The 20,691-nt window shown below is 64.9% G+C and carries 18 protein-coding genes and 1 pseudogene; 10 read left to right on the top strand and 9 right to left on the bottom strand.

Annotated elements, in window-relative coordinates:
* Positions 1–64: 64 nt before the first annotated feature.
* The 4 genes from ACVWY1_RS10155 to ACVWY1_RS10140 all read right to left on the bottom strand — a co-directional run bounded on the left by ACVWY1_RS10155 (position 65) and on the right by ACVWY1_RS10140 (position 4,294).
* On the bottom strand, positions 65–1,009 hold the full coding sequence (locus tag ACVWY1_RS10155; RefSeq protein ID WP_277502531.1) for a FecR domain-containing protein: 945 nt from the start codon (positions 1,007–1,009) through the stop codon (positions 65–67).
* Entirely contained in the window at positions 1,006–1,524 is a 519-nt protein-coding gene (locus ACVWY1_RS10150) for an RNA polymerase sigma factor (protein WP_277502532.1), read from the bottom strand. Before ACVWY1_RS10150 ends, ACVWY1_RS10155 begins: the two co-directional genes overlap by 4 nt.
* A 125-nt stretch (positions 1,525–1,649) precedes the next feature.
* Entirely contained in the window at positions 1,650–2,360 is a 711-nt protein-coding gene (locus tag ACVWY1_RS10145) for a 3'-5' exonuclease (protein ID WP_277502533.1), read from the bottom strand.
* Positions 2,357–4,294: a putative nucleotidyltransferase substrate binding domain-containing protein gene (locus tag ACVWY1_RS10140; protein ID WP_457378213.1), complete on the bottom strand. Its 1,938-nt coding sequence runs from the start codon at positions 4,292–4,294 to the stop codon at positions 2,357–2,359. The genes ACVWY1_RS10145 and ACVWY1_RS10140 overlap by 4 nt, the downstream gene beginning before the upstream one ends.
* Positions 4,295–4,499: 205 nt before the next feature.
* Here ACVWY1_RS10140 and ACVWY1_RS10135 point away from each other — a divergent pair.
* Positions 4,500–4,950: pseudogene (locus tag ACVWY1_RS10135) on the top strand (response regulator).
* Between the two features lie 116 nt (positions 4,951–5,066).
* Here the strand turns inward: ACVWY1_RS10135 and ACVWY1_RS10130 are convergent.
* On the bottom strand, positions 5,067–7,244 hold the full coding sequence (locus ACVWY1_RS10130) for a malate synthase G (protein WP_457378212.1): 2,178 nt from the start codon (positions 7,242–7,244) through the stop codon (positions 5,067–5,069).
* A 461-nt stretch (positions 7,245–7,705) separates the two neighbouring features.
* Here ACVWY1_RS10130 and ACVWY1_RS10125 point away from each other — a divergent pair, with 461 nt between their 5' ends.
* Complete coding sequence (locus tag ACVWY1_RS10125; RefSeq protein WP_457378211.1) at positions 7,706–8,224, top strand: glycine cleavage system protein R; 519 nt, start codon at positions 7,706–7,708, stop codon at positions 8,222–8,224.
* 240 nt (positions 8,225–8,464) lie between these two features.
* On the opposite strand, the gene rarD is transcribed toward ACVWY1_RS10125, so the two are convergent.
* The 4 genes from rarD to ACVWY1_RS10105 all read right to left on the bottom strand — a co-directional run bounded on the left by rarD (position 8,465) and on the right by ACVWY1_RS10105 (position 12,029).
* Positions 8,465–9,352 (bottom strand): EamA family transporter RarD, encoded by an 888-nt coding sequence (gene rarD / locus ACVWY1_RS10120; protein WP_139668006.1) that lies wholly within the window; start codon positions 9,350–9,352, stop codon positions 8,465–8,467.
* 64 nt (positions 9,353–9,416) lie between these two features.
* Positions 9,417–10,391 (bottom strand): serine/threonine protein kinase, encoded by a 975-nt coding sequence (locus ACVWY1_RS10115; RefSeq protein ID WP_277502537.1) that lies wholly within the window; start codon positions 10,389–10,391, stop codon positions 9,417–9,419.
* Between the two features lie 78 nt (positions 10,392–10,469).
* Positions 10,470–11,234 (bottom strand): TOBE domain-containing protein, encoded by a 765-nt coding sequence (locus ACVWY1_RS10110; protein ID WP_277502538.1) that lies wholly within the window; start codon positions 11,232–11,234, stop codon positions 10,470–10,472.
* 57 nt (positions 11,235–11,291) lie between these two features.
* Positions 11,292–12,029 carry a ComF family protein gene (locus tag ACVWY1_RS10105; RefSeq protein WP_277502539.1) on the bottom strand — a complete coding sequence of 246 codons (738 nt, stop codon included), beginning with the start codon at positions 12,027–12,029 and terminating at the stop codon, positions 11,292–11,294.
* A 90-nt stretch (positions 12,030–12,119) separates the two neighbouring features.
* Between ACVWY1_RS10105 and bioB the strand changes: the two genes are divergently transcribed.
* The 8 genes from bioB (at position 12,120) to ACVWY1_RS10065 (ending at position 20,595) form a co-directional block, all read left to right on the top strand.
* Positions 12,120–13,178: a biotin synthase BioB gene (bioB, locus tag ACVWY1_RS10100; RefSeq protein ID WP_110697436.1), complete on the top strand. Its 1,059-nt coding sequence runs from the start codon at positions 12,120–12,122 to the stop codon at positions 13,176–13,178.
* Between the two features lie 2 nt (positions 13,179–13,180).
* The gene (gene bioF, locus ACVWY1_RS10095) at positions 13,181–14,353 is read left to right on the top strand and encodes an 8-amino-7-oxononanoate synthase (RefSeq protein ID WP_457378210.1); all 1,173 of its coding nucleotides are present in this window, start codon (positions 13,181–13,183) and stop codon (positions 14,351–14,353) included.
* Complete coding sequence (locus tag ACVWY1_RS10090; RefSeq protein ID WP_277502540.1) at positions 14,346–15,077, top strand: alpha/beta fold hydrolase; 732 nt, start codon at positions 14,346–14,348, stop codon at positions 15,075–15,077. Before bioF ends, ACVWY1_RS10090 begins: the two co-directional genes overlap by 8 nt.
* Entirely contained in the window at positions 15,070–15,894 is an 825-nt protein-coding gene (bioC, locus tag ACVWY1_RS10085) for a malonyl-ACP O-methyltransferase BioC (protein WP_277502541.1), read from the top strand. The genes ACVWY1_RS10090 and bioC overlap by 8 nt, the downstream gene beginning before the upstream one ends.
* Position 15,895: 1 nt before the next feature.
* Entirely contained in the window at positions 15,896–16,576 is a 681-nt protein-coding gene (gene bioD, locus ACVWY1_RS10080) for a dethiobiotin synthase (protein WP_102681901.1), read from the top strand.
* 110 nt (positions 16,577–16,686) lie between these two features.
* Complete coding sequence (locus ACVWY1_RS10075) at positions 16,687–16,983, top strand: pyrroloquinoline quinone biosynthesis protein PqqE (RefSeq protein ID WP_277502543.1); 297 nt, start codon at positions 16,687–16,689, stop codon at positions 16,981–16,983.
* A gap of 250 nt (positions 16,984–17,233) precedes the next feature.
* Entirely contained in the window at positions 17,234–19,039 is a 1,806-nt protein-coding gene (locus tag ACVWY1_RS10070) for a phenylacyl-CoA dehydrogenase (RefSeq protein ID WP_277502544.1), read from the top strand.
* A gap of 269 nt (positions 19,040–19,308) precedes the next feature.
* The gene (locus tag ACVWY1_RS10065; protein ID WP_102681904.1) at positions 19,309–20,595 is read left to right on the top strand and encodes a GGDEF domain-containing protein; all 1,287 of its coding nucleotides are present in this window, start codon (positions 19,309–19,311) and stop codon (positions 20,593–20,595) included.
* Positions 20,596–20,691: the final 96 nt, after the last annotated feature.

Below are 20,691 nucleotides of genomic sequence, written 5' to 3'. Positions count from 1 at the left end.
CGACTGATTTGCAAAAACCTTTGGGAGGCGGCAAGCCGGCTCCCAAAGGGCGGTCTGGCTGGGGCTATTTGGCGGTAACGGTGACCCACCACGGCGTATGCCGCTCGATCTTCACCGGCAGCACCGGTTGCAGCGAGGCCAGGGCCAGGTCGGTGTCGGTCAGCGGGAAACTGCCGCTCACGCGCAGCTCGGCCACTGCGTCGCTGACACCCAGATGGCCGCTGCGGTACTGGCCGAGGGTGGCCACCAGGTCGGCCAGGCGCACGTTGTCCACCACCAGCATGCCGCGGGTCCAGGCGTCGCTGCCGACCGCCACGGGGGTGACACTGCCCAGGCCGTCGGCGCTCATCAGCACTTGCTGGCCTTCGCGCAGCACCTGCTCGTCGCCGCTGTGCTGGGGTTTGGCAGCTACCGATGCCTGTAGCACCTCCAGGCGTGTGCCGGCCTCCTCGCGCTTGACCAGGAAGCGGGTACCCAGTGGGCGCAGACGGCCCTCCTCGGTGCGCACCAGCAATGGGCGGCTGTCCTTGTGGCCGGTTTCCACCGAGATCTCGCCCTGGTGCAGGACGATCAGCCGTTGTTCGCCCTGGAAGTCGATGTCCACTGCGGTCTGGCTGTTGAGGCTGAGCAGGGTGCCGTCTTCCAGGCGCAGGGTGCGCAGCTCGCCGGTACTGGTGCGTTGGTCGGCCAGCCAGTAGGTGGGCGACAGTGACGGTGCGCCGGCCCAGGCCAGCAGGCCGCCGAGCAGCAGCATGCCGGCAAGGCCGCCCAGACGCTGGCGCAACCCGGCCCGGGATTGCAATAGAGTGTGGCGTACCGGCCCGGCGGCAGTGTTGACGCGCTGGTCGAGCATGCCCAGTTGCAGCCAGGCGCGGGCGTGCTCCTCGTGGGCGGCGTGCCAGCGCGTAAACTCGCTGCGTTCGTCCGGGGTACCGCTACCTTCGTCGAGGCACAGCTTCCAGGCGATGGCCGCTTCCAGCACCTTGCTGGACACCGGGGCATGCTTCATGTCGGCTCCCCATAAAGGGCGACATAGCACTGGCGCAGGCCTTGGGCGATGTACTGGCGCACGCGCGAGACCGACACCCCGAGGCGCTCGGCGATCTCGGCGTGCCCCAGGCCATCCAGGCGGTTGTACAGGAAGGCTGCCCGGGCCTTGCTCGAGAGCTTGCCCAGCAAGCGGTCGATGGCCTTGAGGTCTTCGAGGATCAGGTGTTGCTGTTCCGGTGACGGGTGCTCGACTTCGGGCAGCAGCGCCAGTTCCGCGAGGTAGGCCTGCTCGAGGGCGGCGCGGCGGAAGTGGTCGAACAACAGGCCCTTGGCCACGGCGACCAGAAAGGCGCGGGGTTCGCGGGGGGCGTCCAAACGCTCGCGGCCGAGCAGGCGCACGAAGGTGTCCTGGCTCAGGTCCTCGGCACGCTGGCGGCAGGCGGTGCTGCGCTGCAGCCAGGCCAGCAGCCAGGTGCGATGGTCGCGGTACAGCGCGCCGACCAGTTCGGCATGTGGACTGTGCGCAGACGTCAAGAAGCGCTCCCCGGGAAAGAATGCGTTAACTAACGATAATTATTCGCGATTGTGGCAGAGGCAGGGGGGAGGGCGCAATTGACGCTTATCGGATTGCCAGCATGGCGGGGAAAGCGCAAAAAAAATCAGAGACCGTGGTGCTGCGTCTTGCGTCGTCGCCACTGGCGCACCCGCTGCTCCAGCTGCAGCGGGCTGTCCAGTTGCTGGCGGCGCGCTTGGCTGAAGAGGATCAACGCAAGTTCCGCGGTCACCTGGGCATCGGCGCTGGCATGGTGGCGGGCCTGGACCTCGAGGCCGAAACGGGCGATCCAGTCGTCCAGCCCGGCCTCGCGCAGCACTGTGTCGGGGTTGAGCATCGGCGCCAGCTCCGCCACGTCGAGAAACGGATGCTGCAGGCGCAGGCCCAGGCTGTCCTTCAACGCCCGGGCCAGCATGCGCTGGTCGAAAGGGGCATGGAACGCCAGTATCGGACTGTCGCCGATGAACGTCATCAGGTCGAGCAGTGCTTCGGCCGGTTCGCAGCCGGCGGCCAGGGCGCTGGGGCCCAGGCCGTGGATCAGCACGCTGGCGTTGGTTTTCTGTTCGGGGCGGCGCAGGGTCCGCTCGAACGGCCGACCGAGGTCGATGGCACCGTCCTCGATGGCCACCGCGCCGATCGACAGCACCTGGTCGCGATTGAGATTCAGGCCGCTGGTCTCCAGGTCCAGCACCACCCAGCGCTGTTCGCGCAGGGAGCACACGCCCAGGGGCGCAGGGCTGGGCAGCGCGGCCAGGCGCCGCTGCAGCGCCGCATCGAGTTCGGGGGCTGTGGGGCGCAACCAGGCGAACAGGTTCACAACTGGTACCGCAAGGCCAGGCTGCTCTGCAGGCGCTGGGCCTGGCGCAGGGACTCGCGCAGGATGCGCCGGTCCAGGTGGTTGAGGCTGTCGGGGTCGAGCCGGTTGGAGTAAGGCATGTTCTCGCGGCTCTGGCGCTGGTGCTGCTGCATGCGGGTCTGCTGGATGAAGTGGTAGGCCTCTTCATAGGCGGCGCCGTCGAGCGGGTCGATGATGCCCTTGGCGATCAGCTGGCGCAGCCGCTCCAGGGTATTGCACGCCGTGATGCCGTTGGCCAGGGCCAGCAGCCTGGCGCCATCGACGAACGGGGTCAGGCCCTGCACCTTGAGGTCGAGGGTGGCGGCCTTGTCGTCACCCTGGCGGGTCAGCACGAACTCGCGCAGGCGCCCGACCGGCGGACGCTGGCGCAGGGCGTTGTCGGCCAGCATGCGCTGGAAGATGCGGTTGTCCGCGACTTGCTCCAGCAGGCCCTGGCGCAGTTGCTCGCAGCCCTGCTCGTCGCCCCAGACCACGCGCAAGTCGAAGTAGATGCTTGAGCCCAACAGGTTTTCGGGGCTGGCTTCGCGCACGAAGCCGGCGAAGCGCCGCGCCCATTCGCCACGCGACAGGCACAGCTCGGGATTGCCGGCCATCACGTTGCCTTTGCACAGGGTGAAGCCGCACTGGGCCAGGTTGTGGTTGATCTGCTGGGCCAACGGCAGCAAGCGTGCGCGGATCGCCTCGGCTTCGGCGCCGTCACGGGCCTCGAATAAAATGCCGTTGTCCTGGTCGGTGTGCAGGGTCTGCTCGCGGCGGCCCTCGCTGCCGAAGCACAACCAGCTGAACGGCACGCCGGGGTCGCCGCGCTCGGCGATGGCCAGTTCGATCACCCGGCACACGGTATGGTCGTTGAGCAGGGTGATGATCTGGGTGATCTGCGTCGAGGAGGCGCCGTGGGCGAGCATGCGTTCGACCAGTTGGCCGATTTCGCCGCGCAGTGCCACCAGGCTGTCCAGCCGCGGTGCATGGCGGATGGTGCGGGCCAGGTGCACCAGGTCGACGCGCTGCAGGGAGAACAGGTCGCGCTCGGAAATCACCCCGCACAGGCGCTGGTTGTCCACCAGGCAGACGTGGGCAATGTGGCGTTCGGTCATCGCCATGGCGGCGTCGAACGCACTGGCCTGGGGGCTCAGGTAGAACGGTTTGGCGGTCATGTAGCGCTCGATGGGCGCGGTCAGTTCGGCGCTGGCGTCGGCCACCACCTGGCGCAGGTCGCGCAGGGTGAAGATACCGATGGGGTGGCGCTGCTCATCGATGATCACGATGCTGCCGACCTGTTGCTCGTGCATTTGCCGCACGGCTTCGCGCAGTGGCGTGTCTGGCGTGCACACCACCGGGTGGCGCAGCGCCAGTTCGCCCAGCGGTGTGTTGAGCGAGTACTGGGTACCCAGGGTCTCCACGGCGCGCTGGCGCACTTGCTGGTTGACCTGGTCGAGCAGGCTGCTGACGCCGCGCAAGGCGAAGTCGCGGAATACCTCGGACATGGAAAACACACGGATGAACGCGGCCTTGTCCAGTTGCAGGCAGAAGGTGTCTTCGCCGGCCAGGTGCTCGGTGCGGGTGGCCCGCTCGCCGAGCAAGGCCGCCAGCGGGAAGCATTCACCGCTGGTGATCTCGAAGGTGGTCTCGGTGCCTGGTTTGGTGACATGGTGACGTTCGCCGACCACGCGCCCCTGCTTGACGATATAGAAGTGCTCGACCGGGCCCTCGGCCGGCGTGATGATGCTTTCGCCGCCCGCGTAGAAGCGCAGCTGGCACTGTTCCACCAGGTAGGCCAGGTGGCTGTGTTCCATCTGGTTGAACGGTGGGAAACGCTGCAGGAACTGCAGGGTGCCCTGGATGTTTTGCAGTACCGCTGTCCTGCCGGCCTGGGTGTAGGCGTCCTTTTTGCTCATGAAGCTGACCGTATCGCTACGCCGAACTATATATATCTATCTATAGGGGTCGGCTTTGTTGTTCTCGGCCTCCATGGTCGGCTGGCCGTACTGTGGTGCCCATTGGACGTAAGTCTAGAGCGAGGCTGTCAAGGACCCGACGAAAGGCGAACCGGGCTATGTAAATTTCGCGGTCCTAAGCTGTGAACGAGATTTTTTTGACGAGATGGGCCATGGCCGAGCATGACGACATACTGAGTGACGCCGAGCGCGAGGCACTGGCTGGGGTGAGTGCGCCTGTCGCGGCTCGTCCCGTGGTGCTGGTGGTGGACGACAACCCGGTGAACAGCGAGGCGCTGAGCCTGTACCTGAAGAGTCGAGGTGTCGCCTGCATGACGGCTGACGGCGCGCAGGAAGCGATGTTGAAGCTGCATTACGAACCGCGGATCGCGCTGATGATCACCGACCTGCGCATGGAGCCGAAGGATGGCCTGGAGTTGATTCGCCAGATTCGCGAGTCCGAGCGGGCGGCGCTGTCGATCATCGTGGTGTCGGGCGACACCGATGTGAAGGAGGCGGTGGACGTGATGCACCTGGGGGTGGTGGACTTTTTGCTCAAGCCGGTGGACCTGGGCAAGTTGCTGGAGCTGGTACGCAAAGAACTGAGAATGGACTAATCGTACTGGGTCTGCTTCGCAGCCCAATCGCCGGCAAGCCGGCTCCCACAAGGATAGTGTTGACCTGTGGGAGCCGGCTTGCCGGCGATTGGGCCGCAAAGCGGCCCCTTGATGACCTACAGCCCGTTGCGCGCCTTGAACTCGCGACGACGACGGTGCAGGACCGGCTCGGTGTAGCCGTTCGGTTGCTTGGCACCCTCGATCACCAGCTCGATCGCCGCCTGGAACGCGATGTTGTCATCGAAGTTTGGCGCCATCGGGCGGTACAGGGCGTCACCGGCGTTCTGCTTGTCCACCACCGCGGCCATGCGCTTGAGGCTTTCCAGCACCTGCTCCTGGGTGACCACGCCATGGCGCAGCCAGTTGGCCAGCAGTTGGGCGGAAATCCGCAGGGTGGCGCGGTCTTCCATCAGGCCGACATCGTTGATGTCCGGTACCTTCGAACAGCCCACGCCCTGGTCGATCCAGCGCACCACGTAGCCGAGGATGCCCTGGGCGTTGTTGTCCAGCTCGTTGCGGATTTCCTCGTCCGACCAGTTGGTGTTGGCCGCCAGCGGGATGGTCAGGATATCGTCGACCGAAGCCGGGGTGCGCGAGGCGAGCTCGCGTTGACGGGCCTGCACGTCGACCTTGTGGTAGTGCAGGGCGTGCAGGGTGGCGGCGGTCGGCGACGGTACCCAGGCGGTGTTGGCCCCGGCCAGCGGGTGGGCGATCTTTTGCTCGAGCATGGCGGCCATCAGGTCGGGCATGGCCCACATGCCCTTGCCGATCTGCGCGCGACCCTGCAGGCCGGTGGCCAGGCCGACGTCGACGTTGTTGTTCTCGTAGGCGCCGATCCACTTCTCGTTCTTCATGGCGCCCTTGCGCACCACGGCGCCGGCTTCCATGGAGGTGTGGATCTCGTCACCCGTGCGGTCGAGGAAGCCGGTGTTGATGAACACCACGCGCTCGGCCGCAGCCTTGATGCAGGCCTTGAGGTTGACCGTGGTGCGGCGCTCCTCGTCCATGATGCCGACCTTGACGGTATTGCGCTGCATGCCCAGCAGGTCTTCGACGCGGCTGAAGATCTCGGCGGCGAACGCTACCTCTTCAGGGCCATGCATCTTCGGCTTGACGATGTAGACGCTGCCGGTACGGGTGTTCTTGCGGCTGGTGTTGCCGTTGAGGTTGTGCAGGGCGATCAGGTTGGTGAACAGGCCGTCCTGGATGCCTTCGGGGATTTCGTTGCCCTGGGCGTCAAGGATCGCCGGGTTGGTCATCAGGTGCCCGACGTTGCGCACGAACAGCAGCGAGCGGCCGTGCAGGGTCACGCTGCCGCCGTTGGGCGCGGCGTATTCGCGATCCGGGTTCATGGTGCGGGTGAAGGTCTTGCCGCCTTTGCTCACGCTTTCGGCCAGGTCGCCTTTCATCAGGCCCAGCCAGTTGCGGTAGACGATCACTTTGTCGTCGGCGTCGACGGCGGCGACCGAGTCTTCGCAGTCCATGATGGTGGTCAGTGCCGATTCCATCAGGATGTCTTTCACGCCGGCGGCGTCGGTGCTGCCGACCGGGGTACTGGCGTCGACCTGGATCTCGAAGTGCAGGCCGTTGTGCTTGAGCAGCACGGCAGTCGGCGCGGTGGCATCGCCGTGGAAACCGATCAGCTGGGCGTCGTCACGCAGGCCGCTGTTGCTGCCGCCCTTGAGGGCGACCACCAGCTTGCCGCCGTCGATGCGGTAGGCGGTGGAGTCGACATGGGAGCCTGCGGCCAGCGGCGCGGCCTGGTCGAGGAAGGCACGGCCGAAGGCGATGACCTTGTCGCCACGGACCTTGTTGTAGCCCTGACCTTTTTCAGCGCCGCCTTCATCGCTGATGACATCGGTGCCGTACAGCGCGTCATACAGCGAGCCCCAGCGGGCATTGGCGGCGTTCAGGGCGAAACGGGCGTTCATCACCGGCACCACCAACTGCGGGCCGGCCATGACCGCGATCTCGTCATCGACGTTCTGGGTGGTGGCCTGGAAGTCCTCGACTTGTGGCAGCAGGTAGCCGATCTCCTGGAGGAATGCCTTGTAGGCGACGGCGTCATGGGCCTGGCCTTTGCGGGCCTGGTGCCAGGCGTCGATCCTGGCTTGCAGCTCGTCGCGCTTGGCGAGCAGGGCTTTGTTCTTGGGAGCGAGGTCTTTAATGATCTCTGCCGCCCCGGCCCAGAACTTGTCGGCTTCGATGCCGGTTCCAGGAATCGCTTCGTCGTTGACGAAGTCGTACAGGGCCTTGGCGACCTGAAGGCCACCGACTTGAACGTATCCAGTCATTGCTTGCCTCACCTCTGCTCAGCTATTTCGCTTTCGCTCTTCTGTATTAAGCCTGTAGCGCTTCTCTAAACACGGCACCAGTGCATGCCCGCGCATTCCGGGGCGGCTGGGTGCGGCTCGCCAGACGGGCCGGCGGGCGGTTGGCGTATTTTCACAGGCGCCTTGGCAGACATCGAAACGACGTTTTTGTAGTCCGCGCCGATGCATACTACATGAAGCAGCAGGCAGGTAAACATCAGACTAAAAGCGTCGCTCTGCGACCGATTGGTCGCATAGGGTCACGCTGGGAGACGACATGTTCGCAAAAAACAGGTGGATTGTTCCAGATAAATCTTGAAACAGTACACGATTAGTTGGCCTGGCTGTCCTGCGGCAGGTTGCCGCGCCTTGCCTATACTGATTCGATCCCCGTATCGCCCCCATCTGCGGCGGCGCTTGCAGACGAATGAAGGAGTGGCCCCGTGGACCATCTTGTACTGACCGTGATCGCCCCTGACAAGGCCGGGCAGGTAGAGCGTATCGCCCAATGCATCGCCGATCACAATGGCAACTGGCTGGAAAGCCGCATGTCACGCATGGCCGGCCAGTTCGCCGGGATCCTGCGGGTGGCGGTACCGGCGGAGAACTACGCCGAACTGGTCGAGTCGTTGCAGAAACTGGGCGACCACGGCATTCGAGTGTTGATCGCCGAAAGCGGCATCGAGCCGTCCTGCACCTGGAAACCGATCGCCATGGAGCTGGTGGGCAACGACAGGCCGGGCATTGTCCGTGACATCACCCGCCTGCTGGCGGAGCTTGGGGTGAATGTGGAGCGCCTGAGCACCGAGGTGCGCCCGGCACCGATGAGCAGCGAGCCGTTGTTCCAGGCCGATGCGCTGCTGGCGCTGCCCTTGACCCTGTCGCTTGACGAACTGCAACAGCGGCTTGAGAACCTGGCGGACGATCTGATGGTGGAGTTGAGTTTGCGGCCTGAGGAATGAGGCGAGTTGTCGGGCGTGACCCAGCTTCTTTATCCAGATTCTACGGGGATGCCCCTGTGGATAACCTGGGGGCCTTCGCCGCCAGCCCAGAGCCCGCGCCGGTTAGCCAGCATTGAGCAAAAAACACCCAGTAATCAGTCGCTTGTGCACAAACCACGGGGACGAGGGTGTGGATAACCTCTGGAGACCTTGCTGCAGGCCACGCACTCCGTGGTCTGCAGCTATTTGATCATTAATTGATCAGGCGCGCTTGCGCAAACTCACCCAGGCATCGACGCTGTAGACCGCCAGGCCTGCCCAGATACACGCAAATGCCATCAGTGTGCTGGACGAAAGATGCTCATCGAACAGCCACACCGCTTGCAGCAACACCAAGGTCGGCGCCAGGTACTGCAGGAAACCCAGGGTGGTGTACGGCAGGTGGCGCGCGGCGGCGTTGAAGCACACCAGGGGTATCAGGGTTACCGGGCCGGCGGCGATCAGCCACAGCGCCTCGCTGCTGTTGAAAAATTCCAGGCTGGCGCTGTTGGCCGTTGGGTGCAGCAGCAGCCAGCCGATCGCCAGCGGTACCAGCATCCAGGTTTCGACCACCAGGCCGGGCAGTGCCGCGACCGGCGCCTGCTTGCGGATGAGCCCGTAGAAGCCGAAGGACAGTGCCAGCGCCAACGATACCCAGGGCAGACTGCCGACCTGCCAGACTTGTTGCGCCACCCCGAGGGCCGCCAGGCCCACTGCCAGCCATTGCAGGCGGCGCAGGCGCTCACCGAGCAGCAACATGCCCAGTAGCACGTTGATCAGCGGGTTGATGTAGTAGCCCAGGCTGGCCTCGAGCATTCGCCCGTTGTTCACCGCCCATACATAGGTCAGCCAGTTGCCGGCGATCAGAGTGCCGCTCAGGGCCAGGATGGCCAGGCGCCTGGGGTTGTCGCGCAGTTCGCGCCACCAGCCGGGGTGCTTCCATACCAGCAGCAGGAGCGAGCCGAACAGCGCCGACCAAAGCACCCGATGGACGATGATCTCCACCGCCGGGACGCTCTGGATGGCTTTGAAGTACAGGGGGAACAGGCCCCAGATGATGTAGGCGCCGAGGCCCAGAATATACCCGCGACGCGGGTTTGCGGCGTGCATGCAGAATCCTTGCTTAGGTAGCTAAATAAAGCGACGCCTATTGTAGACAGAGCGCGACGTGCACCTAGAACAATTTCAGCGGTTGTTCATCGAGGGCGGCCATCTGCTCACGTAGCGCCAGGATCTGGTCCCCCCAGTAGCGTGGTTGGCCGAACCACGGGAAGCTGCGGGGGAACGCCGGGTCATCCCAGCGCCGCGCCAGCCAGGCGCTGTAGTGCAACTGGCGCAGGGCGCGCAGTGGCTCGATCAGGGCCAGTTCACGCGGGTCGAAGTCGTGGAATTCGTTGTAGCCGTCGATCAGCTCGGCCAGCTGGCCGAGGCGCTCTTCGCGACTGCCGGCGAGCATCATCCACAGGTCCTGCACCGCCGGGCCCATGCGGCAGTCGTCGAGATCGACGACGTGGTAGATATCGTCGCGATGCATCAGGTTGCCGGGGTGCAGGTCGCCGTGCAGGCGGATCAGTTGGTGCGGGGTGCGGGCGTAGATATCCTCGACCCGCTTGAGCAGGTCGCGGGCCACGGACTCGAAGGCCGGCAGCAGCTCGCGAGGGACGAAGCCACCGTCCAGCAGAGTGTTGAGCGAGGCATGGCCAAAGTTGTCCACAGCCAGCTGTTCACGGTGTTCGAATGGCCGGATGGCCGCCACGGCATGCAAGCGCCCGAGCAACTGACCCAGGCGGTACAACTGGTCGAGGTTGCCCGGCTCCGGGGCATGGCCGCCACGGCGCGGGAACAGGGCAAAGCGAAACCCCTGGTGCTCGAACAGGGAGCGGCGCTCGTGCAGCAGCGGCGCCACCACGGGCACTTCGCACTCCGCCAGTTCGGCGGTGAAGGCATGTTCTTCGAGGATTGCCGCATCGCTCCAGCGCCCAGGGCGATAGAACTTGGCGATCAGCGGTTGTTCCCCCTCGATGCCCACCTGATAGACACGGTTTTCGTAGCTGTTGAGCGCCAGCACCCGCGCATCGCTGAGAAAGCCAAGGCTTTCCACGGCGTCCAGCACGAGGTCGGGGGTGAGGGTGTCGAAGGGGTGGGACATGAAAGGCTCCAGGCGCGGGGACGGCGTGGCTGCATGTTACCCCAATCACAAGGCAGGCCCCGCCCTTGTCGTAGCCGGTTAGACCGGCACCCCCAGCAACACGAACGACGGATGGAACTGCACTCGCATCATGCTCTGCGGCCCGACTTGATACTGCGCCAGCCAGTCAGCCTCGGCGAAAGCGCACAAAGTCTGCCCGTTACCCAGTGCCAGGCGCACCTCGACTGGACCGTCCTGCTCACCGACAAGCTCCTCGACCTTGGCCTTCAGGCAATTGCTGCCTTGCTCCGCCAGCTCGTCCGGCCCCAGCAACTGCACCCACCCCGCCTTCAGCAGCGCCACCACCGTGCCCCCAAGTGCCAGTTCCAGGCGTTCGGTACTGCCCCGGGTGATCAAGGCCTCGATCTCCAGGCCGCCGCCCAGGTCCAGGCTGATACGGTCATGCCGGCCTTCGCGGCGCAGCCCGCTGATGCGTCCCTGCAACTGGTTGCGCGCACTGGTGCGCAGCATCAGCCGGCCAAGCAGGGCGAAGTCGCTGCTGTCCTCGGCGGACTCCAGGATCTCTGCCTGCAACGCCTGCAGGCGCTGGTACAGACGCAATACCCGTTCGCCTTCGGCGGACAACCGGGCGCCACCACCGCCCCGGCCGCCGGTGCTGCGTTCCACCAGGGGCTGCGCCGCCAGGTTGTTGAGTTCGTCGATGGCATCCCAGGCGGCCTTGTAGCTGATCCCCGCGGCCTTGGCGGCGCGGGTGATGGACCCCTGTTCGGCGACATGTTGCAACAGGGCGATGCGCTGTGGGCGGCGGGCGATGTGCTGGGTGAGCAAGGCGGGCAGGGACATGGGTGGGCATCAGGCGTGGTGAAGGTTCCGCGACGTTGCCGCCGTCACCGGGTCAAGTCAAGCCTGGCCCGGGCGCGGTGTGCGCGCCAGGCAGTAGATATCCACCTGCCGGGCTCCGGCTTTGCGCAGCAACCGGGCGATGGTCTGCGCGGTCGCCCCGGTGGTCAGCACGTCGTCGACCAGCGCCAGGTGCAGGCCCTCCAGTTCACTGCCCGGGGTGAGGGCAAAGGCCTGGCGCAGATTGCGCTGCCGGGCCTTGGCACCAAGCGCCTGTTGCGCCGGTGTATCGCGTACCCGCTGGAGCAGGTGCTCGTCGCAGGGCAGGCGCAATTGCCTGGCGAGCCAGCGGGCGAGCATCGCCGCCTGGTTGAAGCCGCGCTGGCGCAGTCGACGCCCGGCCAGGGGAACGGGCAACAAGCGATCCGGCCGCGGCAAGCCCTCGTGATAGTGGTGGCTCAGGTTCTGGCCGAGCAGTTGGGCGAGCAACCGCCCCAGGGGCCACTGGCTGTTGTGTTTGAAGCGGCTTATCAGGGTGTCGACGGGAAAGCCGTAATGCCAGGGCGCGATCACCCGTTTGAATGCCGGTGGGCGGCGGCTGCAACTGCCGCAGAGAAGGTCGTCCAGGGCCAGGGGCAGCGCGCAACGGCGGCATTGCTCCTGCAGCCAGGGCAGCGCCTGCTCGCAGGCGACGCACAGTGGGTAGGGCTGCCCCGCGAGCTCATCGCAAAGCAAACAGGATTGTTCGATATTTGTACAGATGTAAACCAGTGTGTTCTTGATTGGTTGACAGTTCATGGGGCCTTCCGTGACTATGCGAGCTATCCGTGATGCGCTGGTGGGTTTCCCTGTCCCGGCGTCAGTCAGACCATAGATAAGGAAACGCCGATGAGCGCCAGCGCAATTGCAACAACCCGTCACGACTGGTCCCTGGCCGAGGTCAAGGCACTGTTCCAGCAGCCGTTCAATGACCTGCTGTTCCAGGCCCAGACCGTTCACCGTGCACATTTCGACCCCAACCGCGTGCAGGTTTCCACGCTGCTGTCGATCAAGACCGGCGCCTGTCCGGAAGATTGCAAATATTGTCCGCAGTCCGGCCACTACAACACCGGGCTGGAAAAACAGAAGCTGATGGAAGTGCAGAAGGTGCTGGAGGAGGCCGCCCGGGCCAAGGCCATCGGCTCGACCCGCTTCTGCATGGGCGCGGCGTGGAAGCATCCCTCGGCCAAGGACATGCCCTACGTGCTGGAGATGGTCAAAGGGGTCAAGGCCATGGGCCTGGAAACCTGCATGACCCTCGGCAAGCTCGACCAGGAGCAGACCCAGGCCTTGGCCCAAGCCGGCCTGGACTACTACAACCACAACCTCGACACCTCGCCGGAGTTCTACGGCAGCATCATCACCACCCGCACCTACAGCGAACGCCTGCAGACCCTGGCCTACGTGCGTGACGCCGGCATGAAGATCTGCTCCGGGGGCATCCTTGGCATGGGCGAGTCGCTGGACGACCGCGCCGGCCTGTTGATCCAGCTGGCCAACCTCCCCGAGCACCCGGAGTCGGTGCCGATCAACATGCTGGTCAAGGTTGCCGGCACGCCGCTGGCCGACGAGGAAGACGTCGATCCGTTCGACTTCATCCGCATGCTCGCCGTGGCCCGGATCCTCATGCCCAAGTCCCACGTGCGCCTGTCGGCCGGCCGTGAGCAGATGAACGAGCAGATGCAGGCCCTGGCGTTCATGGCCGGGGCCAACTCGATCTTCTACGGCGAGAAGCTGCTGACCACGGCCAACCCGCAGGCCGACAAGGACATGCAGCTGTTCGCCCGCCTGGGTATCCAGCCGGAAGCCCGTGAAGAGCACGCCGACGAAGTGCACCAGGCCGCCATCGAACAGGCGCTGGTCGAGCAGCGCAGCAGCGAGCTGTTCTACGACGCAGCCTCGGCCTGAGCATGGCCTTCGATCTCGCCGCGCGGCTGGCCGAACGGCGTGCCGCGGACCTCTATCGGCAACGGCCGCTGCTGGAAAGCCCGCAAGTGCCGCAGGTGGTGGTCGATGGCCAGCCGCTGCTGGCCTTCTGCAGCAATGACTACCTGGGCCTGGCCAATCACCCCGAGGTGATCAAGGCCTGGCGCGATGGCGCCGAGCGCTGGGGTGTCGGCGGTGGCGCCTCGCACCTGGTGATCGGCCACAGCACGCCGCACCATGACGTTGAAGAAGCACTGGCCGAGTTGACCGGGCGCCCTCGCGCGTTGCTGTTTTCCACTGGCTACATGGCCAACCTCGGGGCCATCACCGCGCTGGTGGGGCAGGGCGACACAGTCTTGCAGGACCGCCTCAACCACGCTTCCCTGCTCGACGGCGGGCTGCTCAGTGGCGCCCGCTTCAGCCGCTATCTGCACAACGATCCGGCCAGCCTGACCAGTCGCCTGGAGAAAGCCACCGGCAATACCCTGGTGGTCACCGATGGCGTGTTCAGCATGGACGGCGATTGCGCCGACCTGCCGGCGTTGGCCAAGGCCGCCCGCGGCCGCGGCGCTTGGCTGATGGTCGACGATGCCCATGGCTTTGGTACCTTGGGCGCCAACGGCGGCGGCCTGGTCGAGCATTTCGGCCTGGGTGTCGATGACGTGCCGGTGCTGATCGGCACGCTGGGCAAGGCCTGTGGTACCGCCGGCGCCTTCGTTGCCGGCAGCGAGGATCTGATCGAGGCGCTGGTGCAGTTCGCCCGGCCCTACATCTACACCACCAGCCAGCCACCGGCATTGGCGTGCGCCACACTCAAGGCGCTGGAGCTGCTGCGTCGGGAGCGCTGGCGGCGCGAGCACCTGGCCGCGCTGATCCAGCAGTTCCGCACCGGCGCCGAGCAGATCGGCCTGACCCTGATGGACAGCCACACCGCGATCCAGCCGATCCTTATCGGCGATGCGGGGCGGGCGCTGGCATTGTCCCGCTTGCTGCGTGAACGCGGTCTGCTGGTCACGGCGATTCGCCCACCCACCGTACCCGCTGGCAGCGCCCGTCTGCGGGTGACCCTGAGCGCCGCCCACAGTGAGGCACAGGTGCAGCTATTGTTGAATGCATTGGCCGAGTGTTATCCACAGCTGGAGTCCGCCGATGCGTAACCGAATGATCCTTCTGCCCGGCTGGGGGCTGGGCACCGCCTCACTGGAGCCGCTGGCCGCCAGCCTGCGTGCCCAGGACCCGCGCCTGCAGGTCGAACTGATGCCGTTGCCGGACCTGGCCGACAGCGACCCGCTGGCCTGGGTCGACTACCTCGACCGCAAGCTGCCCAACGACGTGTGGCTTGGCGGCTGGTCGCTGGGTGGCATGCTCGCCAGCGCCCTGGCCCACAAGCGCGGCGATCATTGCTGCGGCTTGCTCACGCTGGCGAGCAATCCCAGCTTTGTCGCTCGGCCGGATTGGCCGCACGGGATGGCACCGGATACCTTCGGTACCTTCCTCGATGGCTGCCGCAGCCATACCCAGGTGACCCTCAAGCGCTTTCGCACCTTGTGCAGCGATGGCGCGCAGCAACCGCGCACCTTGCTGCGCCAACTGGGCGTCGGCGTGCCCGACACCGATCCGCTGTACCTGGCCACCGGTCTGGACGTGTTGGCCAGCCTTGATACACGCGCTGCCCTGGAGCAATACGGCGGCCCGCAGCTGCACCTGTTCGCCGGCAGTGATGCGCTGGTGCCGGTGGAGGCTGCCAAGGCCCTGAGCGACCTGTTGCCCGACGTGGAAGTCGGCCTGGTCGAAGACAGTTCCCACGCCTTCCTGCTGGAGTACCCGCAGGAGCTGGCGGCGGGCATCAAGAGTTTCCTGCATGAGAGTGGCGATGACTGATCTTTCCCAGCCCACCTTGCCCGGTGCCCTGCCGGACAAGCGCCAGGTGGCGGCTTCGTTTTCCCGCGCCGCGGCCAGCTATGACAGTGTCGCGGCCTTGCAGCGCGCAGTAGGCATGGCGCTGTTGGGGAAACTGCCCGCAGGGCTCGTCCCAGCGCGCTGGCTGGACATGGGCAGTGGCACCGGCCATTTCAGCCGGGTCCTGGCCGAGCGCTTCAGCGATGCCGACGGTGTGGCGGTGGACATTGCCGAGGGCATGTTGCGCCATGCCCGTGAGCAAGGCGGCGCTCGGCACCATGTGACGGGTGACGCCGAGCGTCTGCCGTTGCGCGATGGCAGTGTCGATCTGCTGTTCAGCAGCCTGGCGGTGCAGTGGTGCGGCCAGTTCGCCAGCGTGCTGGGTGAGGCGCGGCGGGTGCTGCGCCCAGGCGGGGTGCTGGCATTCAGCAGCTTGTGCGTGGGCACCCTTGATGAGTTGCGTGCCAGCTGGCAAGCCGTCGATGGCATGGTGCACGTCAATCGCTTCCGGCGTTTCGAGGATTACCAGCGTCTATGCGGGGAAAGCGGTCTGGAGCTGATCGGCCTGGAGCGACATCCCCATGTACTGCATTACCCCGACGTGCGCAGCCTGACCCACGAGCTCAAGGCGCTGGGTGCGCACAACCTCAATCCGGGGCGCCCATCGGGGTTGACCGGACGTGCGCGGATGCAGGGCCTGTTGCAGGCCTATGAACAGTTCCGCCAGCCTCAGGGGCTGCCTGCCACCTATCAGGTGGTGTATGGCGTCTTGCGCAAACCGCTGGCCGGGGAGCAGTGACATGAGCCAGGCCTATTTCATTGCCGGCACCGACACCGATGTCGGCAAGACCACCATCGCCGCGGGTCTGCTGCATGCAGCGATGCAGTCGGGGCTGAGCACGTTGGCGGCCAAGCCGGTGGCATCCGGGTGCATGGTGACGCCCAGAGGGTTGCGCAACAGCGATGCCCTGGCATTGATTGACGAAAGCTCGGTCAAACTGCCCTATGAATCGGTCAACCCTTTCGCTTTCGAGCCGGCCATCGCTCCACACGTGGCGGCGCACGAGGCGGGGGTGGTGTTGAGCGTACCGGTGCTGCGTGATGCGATGCAGCAGGTGCTGGCGCAGCACGCCGACTTCACCTTGATCGAAGGGGCCGGCGGCTGGCGGGTGCCGTTGTCCGATCATGCCAACCTGTCAGACCTGGCCATTGCCCTGAAACTGCCGGTAATCCTGGTGGTAGGGGTGCGGTTGGGGTGCATCAACCATGCCTTGCTCAGCGCCGAGGCCATCGCCCGCGACGGCCTGCAACTGGCCGGTTGGGTGGCGAACATCGTCGATCCGCGGACATCGCGTCTGGAGGAGAACCTGTCGAGCCTGGCCGAGCGGCTGCCCGCACCATGCCTGGGGCGCGTGCCCTGGTTGAAGGTGGCGGGCGCGGCTGCGGTGGCCGAGCATTTGCACCTGGACCTGTTGGATTAGGCCTACTGTCTATCGGCTGGCACAAGGCTATTAGGGATTTCAACGGGCCTTTTTCCCGTTCTGCTGCTTTAATAAGGCCTGTTCATCATCCAGCGTCATGGAGTCCTGACATGGAAATCAATGCGAGCTCCGCCTACTACGCGGGCCTGGGTGCCATCCAGAACGGCCAGAACCGTGTCGACCAGGCCGCCCAGCAGATCGCCAGCGGCGCCGTCGAGCGTGGCACCAGCGGGCAGTCCACCGACTACCAGGCCGAGCGCCTGCGCGGCGTTGACCGCAGCCAGCAGATGGATCTGGCCACCAGCACCGTGCAACTGGCCATCGGCAAGCACGAAGTCGAACTGGGTGCCAAAGTCGCCAAGGCTTCCGATGAAATGCTCGGTCGGTTCATCGACACCTACGCCTGACTCGCTGAACCCCATTCGCTTACTTCGCGGGGCAAGCCCGCTTCCATTCGTGGGAGCAGGCTTGCCCCGCGATGCGTTTGAGGGTGCTTGGCTGAATCGTCATATTCGGCGGCATAAATGCCATTGTTAGCCCACCTTGACAGCGAGGCCTCCTAAACGTAAGTTTCAAACAACTGTTTGACCGAAAGCCGCCAAGAGCTGGTCGGTACCCGCGGTCTCCCTACCGAACTCATCACAGAGGTTCATCGCAATGCCTGATTACAAAGCCCCCTTGCGTGATATCCGCTTCGTCCGCGACGAACTGCTCGGCTATGAGGCGCATTATCAGAGCCTGCCGGGCTGCCAGGACGCCACGCCCGACATGGTCGACGCGATCCTGCAGGAAGGCGCGAAGTTCTGTGAAGAGGTACTGGCCCCGCTGAACCGCGTCGGCGACCTGGAAGGCTGCACCTGGAGCGAGGCGGGTGTGAAGACCCCGACCGGCTTCAAGGAAGCCTACCAGCAGTTCGTCGAAGGCGGCTGGCCGAGCCTGGCCCACGACGCCGAGCACGGCGGCCAGGGCCTGCCTGAGTCGCTGGGCCTGGCCCTGAGCGAAATGGTCGGTGAGTCGAACTGGTCGTGGGGCATGTACCCAGGCCTGTCCCATGGCGCGATGAACACCATCTCCGAGCACGGCACCCCCGAGCAGCAGGAGACCTACCTGACCAAACTGGTGTCCGGCGAATGGACCGGCACCATGTGCCTGACCGAACCGCACTGCGGCACCGACTTGGGCATGTTGCGCACCAAGGCCGAACCTCAGGCCGACGGCAGCTACAAAGTGTCCGGCACCAAGATCTTCATCTCGGCCGGTGAGCACGACATGGCCGACAACATCGTGCACATCGTCCTGGCCCGCCTGCCCGACGCACCGGCCGGCACCAAGGGCATCTCGCTGTTCATCGTGCCGAAGTTCCTGCCCAACGCCGAAGGCGGCGCGGGCCAGCGCAACGGCGTGAGCTGCGGCTCGCTCGAGCACAAGATGGGCATCCACGGCAACGCCACCTGCGTGATGAACTTCGACAGCGCCACCGGCTACCTGATCGGCCCCGCCAACAAGGGCCTGAACTGCATGTTCACCTTCATGAACACTGCTCGCCTGGGTACCGCGCTGCAAGGCCTGGCCCACGCCGAAGTGGCATTCCAGGGCGGCCTGAAATATGCCCGCGATCGCCTGCAGATGCGCTCGCTGACCGGCCCGAAAGCACCGGAAAAAGCCGCTGACCCGATTATCGTCCACCCGGACGTGCGCCGCATGCTGCTGACCATGAAGGCCTTCGCCGAAGGTAACCGCGCCATGGTCTACTTCACCGCCAAGCAGGTGGACATCGTCAAGTACAGCCAGGACGAGGAAGAGCGCAAGAAGGCCGACGCGCTGCTGGCCTTCCTGACCCCGATTGCCAAGGCGTTCATGACCGAAGTCGGTTTCGAGTCTGCCAACCACGGCGTGCAGATCTACGGCGGCCACGGCTTCATCGCCGAGTGGGGCATGGAGCAGAACGTGCGCGACAGCCGTATTTCCATGCTGTACGAAGGCACCACCGGCATCCAGGCGCTCGACCTGCTCGGCCGCAAGGTGCTGATGACCCAGGGCGAGGCGCTCAAGGGCTTCACCAAGATCGTTCACAAGTTCTGCCAATCCCAGGAAGGCAACGCCGCCACCAAGGAGTTCGTCGAGCCACTGGCCGCGATCAACAAGGAGTGGGGCGAGCTGACCATGAAGATCGGCATGGCCGCGATGAAGGACCGCGAGGAAGTGGGTGCCGCTTCGGTGGACTACCTGATGTACTCCGGCTATGCGTGCCTGGCCTACTTCTGGGCCGACATCGCCCGCCTGGCAGCCGAGAAACTGGCGGCCGGCACCAGCGAAGAGGCGTTCTACACCGCCAAGCTGCAGACTGCGCGCTTCTACTTCCAGCGCATCCTGCCGCGTACCCGCAGCCACGTTGCGGCGATTCTGTCTGGCGCCGACAACCTCATGGCGATGAAGGAAGAAGACTTCGGTCTGTCCATCTAAGCTCGCCGGTTGTAAGAAAACCGCCTGCCCTTACCGGTAGGCGGTTTTTTTTTGCCTCTTTTTTGCAGTCTACGCCTGCCCTTGCAGGAGCGGCCTTGTGTAAACAAACAGGAATAATCCTACCGGGTGTCGCATCCAGTAACGAGAAAGTCTCAAGCTTCGCCCCTGATCTGCCGTTAAAGCGGGCATCTGTATTCATCTATTCATGTGCACTGCCGATGAAGTAGGGGCACAATGCCATTATTGATCTGCCGGGTCGGAGATTACCCTTGTTTCGTCTATCCGCTGTACGCGCGAGCCACTTCCTGCCTTCGCTGATTCTGTTGCTGGCAGGGCTTGCGGCAGCCTATGTAAGGGACCTCAGCGTCTTCTTCACATCGCTGTTCAACGTTCTACCCACCTTGGTGCTTTTGCTGGGTGGCGCCTACTGCGCCGTATACCGCCGTCAGCGCGAGCTGTTCCTGATGGTCACGGTCTACATCGCCTATTTCCTGCTCGATACCCAGACCGACTTCTATCGCGACAATGGCCGGGTCCGCGAGGATGCCGCGGTGATCTTCCACCTGGTCTGTCTGCTGCTACCCGCGCTGTTCGGCCTGTACGGTGCGTGGCAGGAACGCACGCACCTGGCCCAGGATCTGCTGGCCCGCTTCGCCGTGCTGTTCGCCGTGAGCAGCGTGGCGGTGGCCCTGGAGCAGAGCTTCCCAGAGGCCCTGCTGGGCTGGTTGGCCGAGATCCGCTGGCCCTCGCTGCATGGCCAGTGGATGAGCCTCATCCAGTTGGCCTATCCGCTGTTCCTGGCGGTGTTCATCCTGCTGGTGGTGCAGTACTTGCGTGAGCCCAGGCCGTTGCATGCCGCGCAGATCATTGGCCTTATCGGCATCTTCTGGATGCTGCCCAAGACCTTCATCCTGCCGTTCACCCTGAACATCATGTGCAGCCAGGTGATGCTGATGATCGCCGCCGCGGTATCCCACGAGGCCTACCAGATGGCCTTCCGCGACGAGCTGACCGGCCTGCCGGGGCGGCGCGCCCTGAACGAGCGCATGCAGCGCCTGGGGCGCAACTATGTGATCGCCATGACCGACGTTGACCACTTCAAGAAATTCAACGACACCCATGGTCACGATGTCGGCGACCAGGTGTTGCGCCTGGTCGCCAGCCGCTTGTCCAAGGTGACCGGGGGCGGGCGCGCCTACCGTTACGGTGGCGAGGAGTTCGCCCTGGTGTTCGCCGGCAAGACCGCCGAAGAATGCCTGCCGCACCTGGAGGCGGTGCGCGAGATGATCGCCAACTATGCGATCCAGTTGCGCGACCAGAACAGCCGCCCGCAGGATGACTCCACCGGTCGCCAGCGCCGTGGCGGAGGAGCCAACACCACGGTATCGGTAACTATCAGCATCGGCGTCGCAGAGCGCCAGGTCGAGCACCGCAACCCCGAGGAAGTGCTCAAGTCCGCCGACCAGGCGCTGTACAGCGCCAAGGGCGCGGGGCGTAACTGCGTCATGACGTTCGGTCAGCAGTCGCGGCGTGGGGCCGTGCGCATGGCGAGTTAGGGCGTGACTATGCCTGACTATTCGGTCGCATGATGACCCTATGTCTCGTAAAAGTTGTTCGGTTACACTGCGTTCATCCCAGTGCCGCGGCCCTCA

This window comes from Pseudomonas sp. TE6288 (assembly GCF_054062095.1).
This window is presented reverse-complemented; position numbering and strand designations above follow the sequence as displayed.

Coding starts and splice junctions, on each gene's coding strand:
- bioD (WP_102681901.1), top strand. CDS start 15,896: ATGAGCCAGGCCTATTTCATTGCCGGCACCGACACCGATGTCGGCAAG.
- ACVWY1_RS10155 (WP_277502531.1), bottom strand. CDS start 1,009: ATGAAGCATGCCCCGGTGTCCAGCAAGGTGCTGGAAGCGGCCATCGCC.
- ACVWY1_RS10110 (WP_277502538.1), bottom strand. CDS start 11,234: ATGTCCCTGCCCGCCTTGCTCACCCAGCACATCGCCCGCCGCCCACAG.
- ACVWY1_RS10075 (WP_277502543.1), top strand. CDS start 16,687: ATGGAAATCAATGCGAGCTCCGCCTACTACGCGGGCCTGGGTGCCATC.
- rarD (WP_139668006.1), bottom strand. CDS start 9,352: ATGCACGCCGCAAACCCGCGTCGCGGGTATATTCTGGGCCTCGGCGCC.
- ACVWY1_RS10115 (WP_277502537.1), bottom strand. CDS start 10,391: ATGTCCCACCCCTTCGACACCCTCACCCCCGACCTCGTGCTGGACGCC.
- ACVWY1_RS10140 (WP_457378213.1), bottom strand. CDS start 4,294: ATGAGCAAAAAGGACGCCTACACCCAGGCCGGCAGGACAGCGGTACTG.
- ACVWY1_RS10070 (WP_277502544.1), top strand. CDS start 17,234: ATGCCTGATTACAAAGCCCCCTTGCGTGATATCCGCTTCGTCCGCGAC.
- ACVWY1_RS10105 (WP_277502539.1), bottom strand. CDS start 12,029: ATGAACTGTCAACCAATCAAGAACACACTGGTTTACATCTGTACAAAT.
- bioC (WP_277502541.1), top strand. CDS start 15,070: ATGACTGATCTTTCCCAGCCCACCTTGCCCGGTGCCCTGCCGGACAAG.
- ACVWY1_RS10090 (WP_277502540.1), top strand. CDS start 14,346: ATGCGTAACCGAATGATCCTTCTGCCCGGCTGGGGGCTGGGCACCGCC.
- bioB (WP_110697436.1), top strand. CDS start 12,120: ATGAGCGCCAGCGCAATTGCAACAACCCGTCACGACTGGTCCCTGGCC.
- ACVWY1_RS10130 (WP_457378212.1), bottom strand. CDS start 7,244: ATGACTGGATACGTTCAAGTCGGTGGCCTTCAGGTCGCCAAGGCCCTG.
- bioF (WP_457378210.1), top strand. CDS start 13,181: ATGGCCTTCGATCTCGCCGCGCGGCTGGCCGAACGGCGTGCCGCGGAC.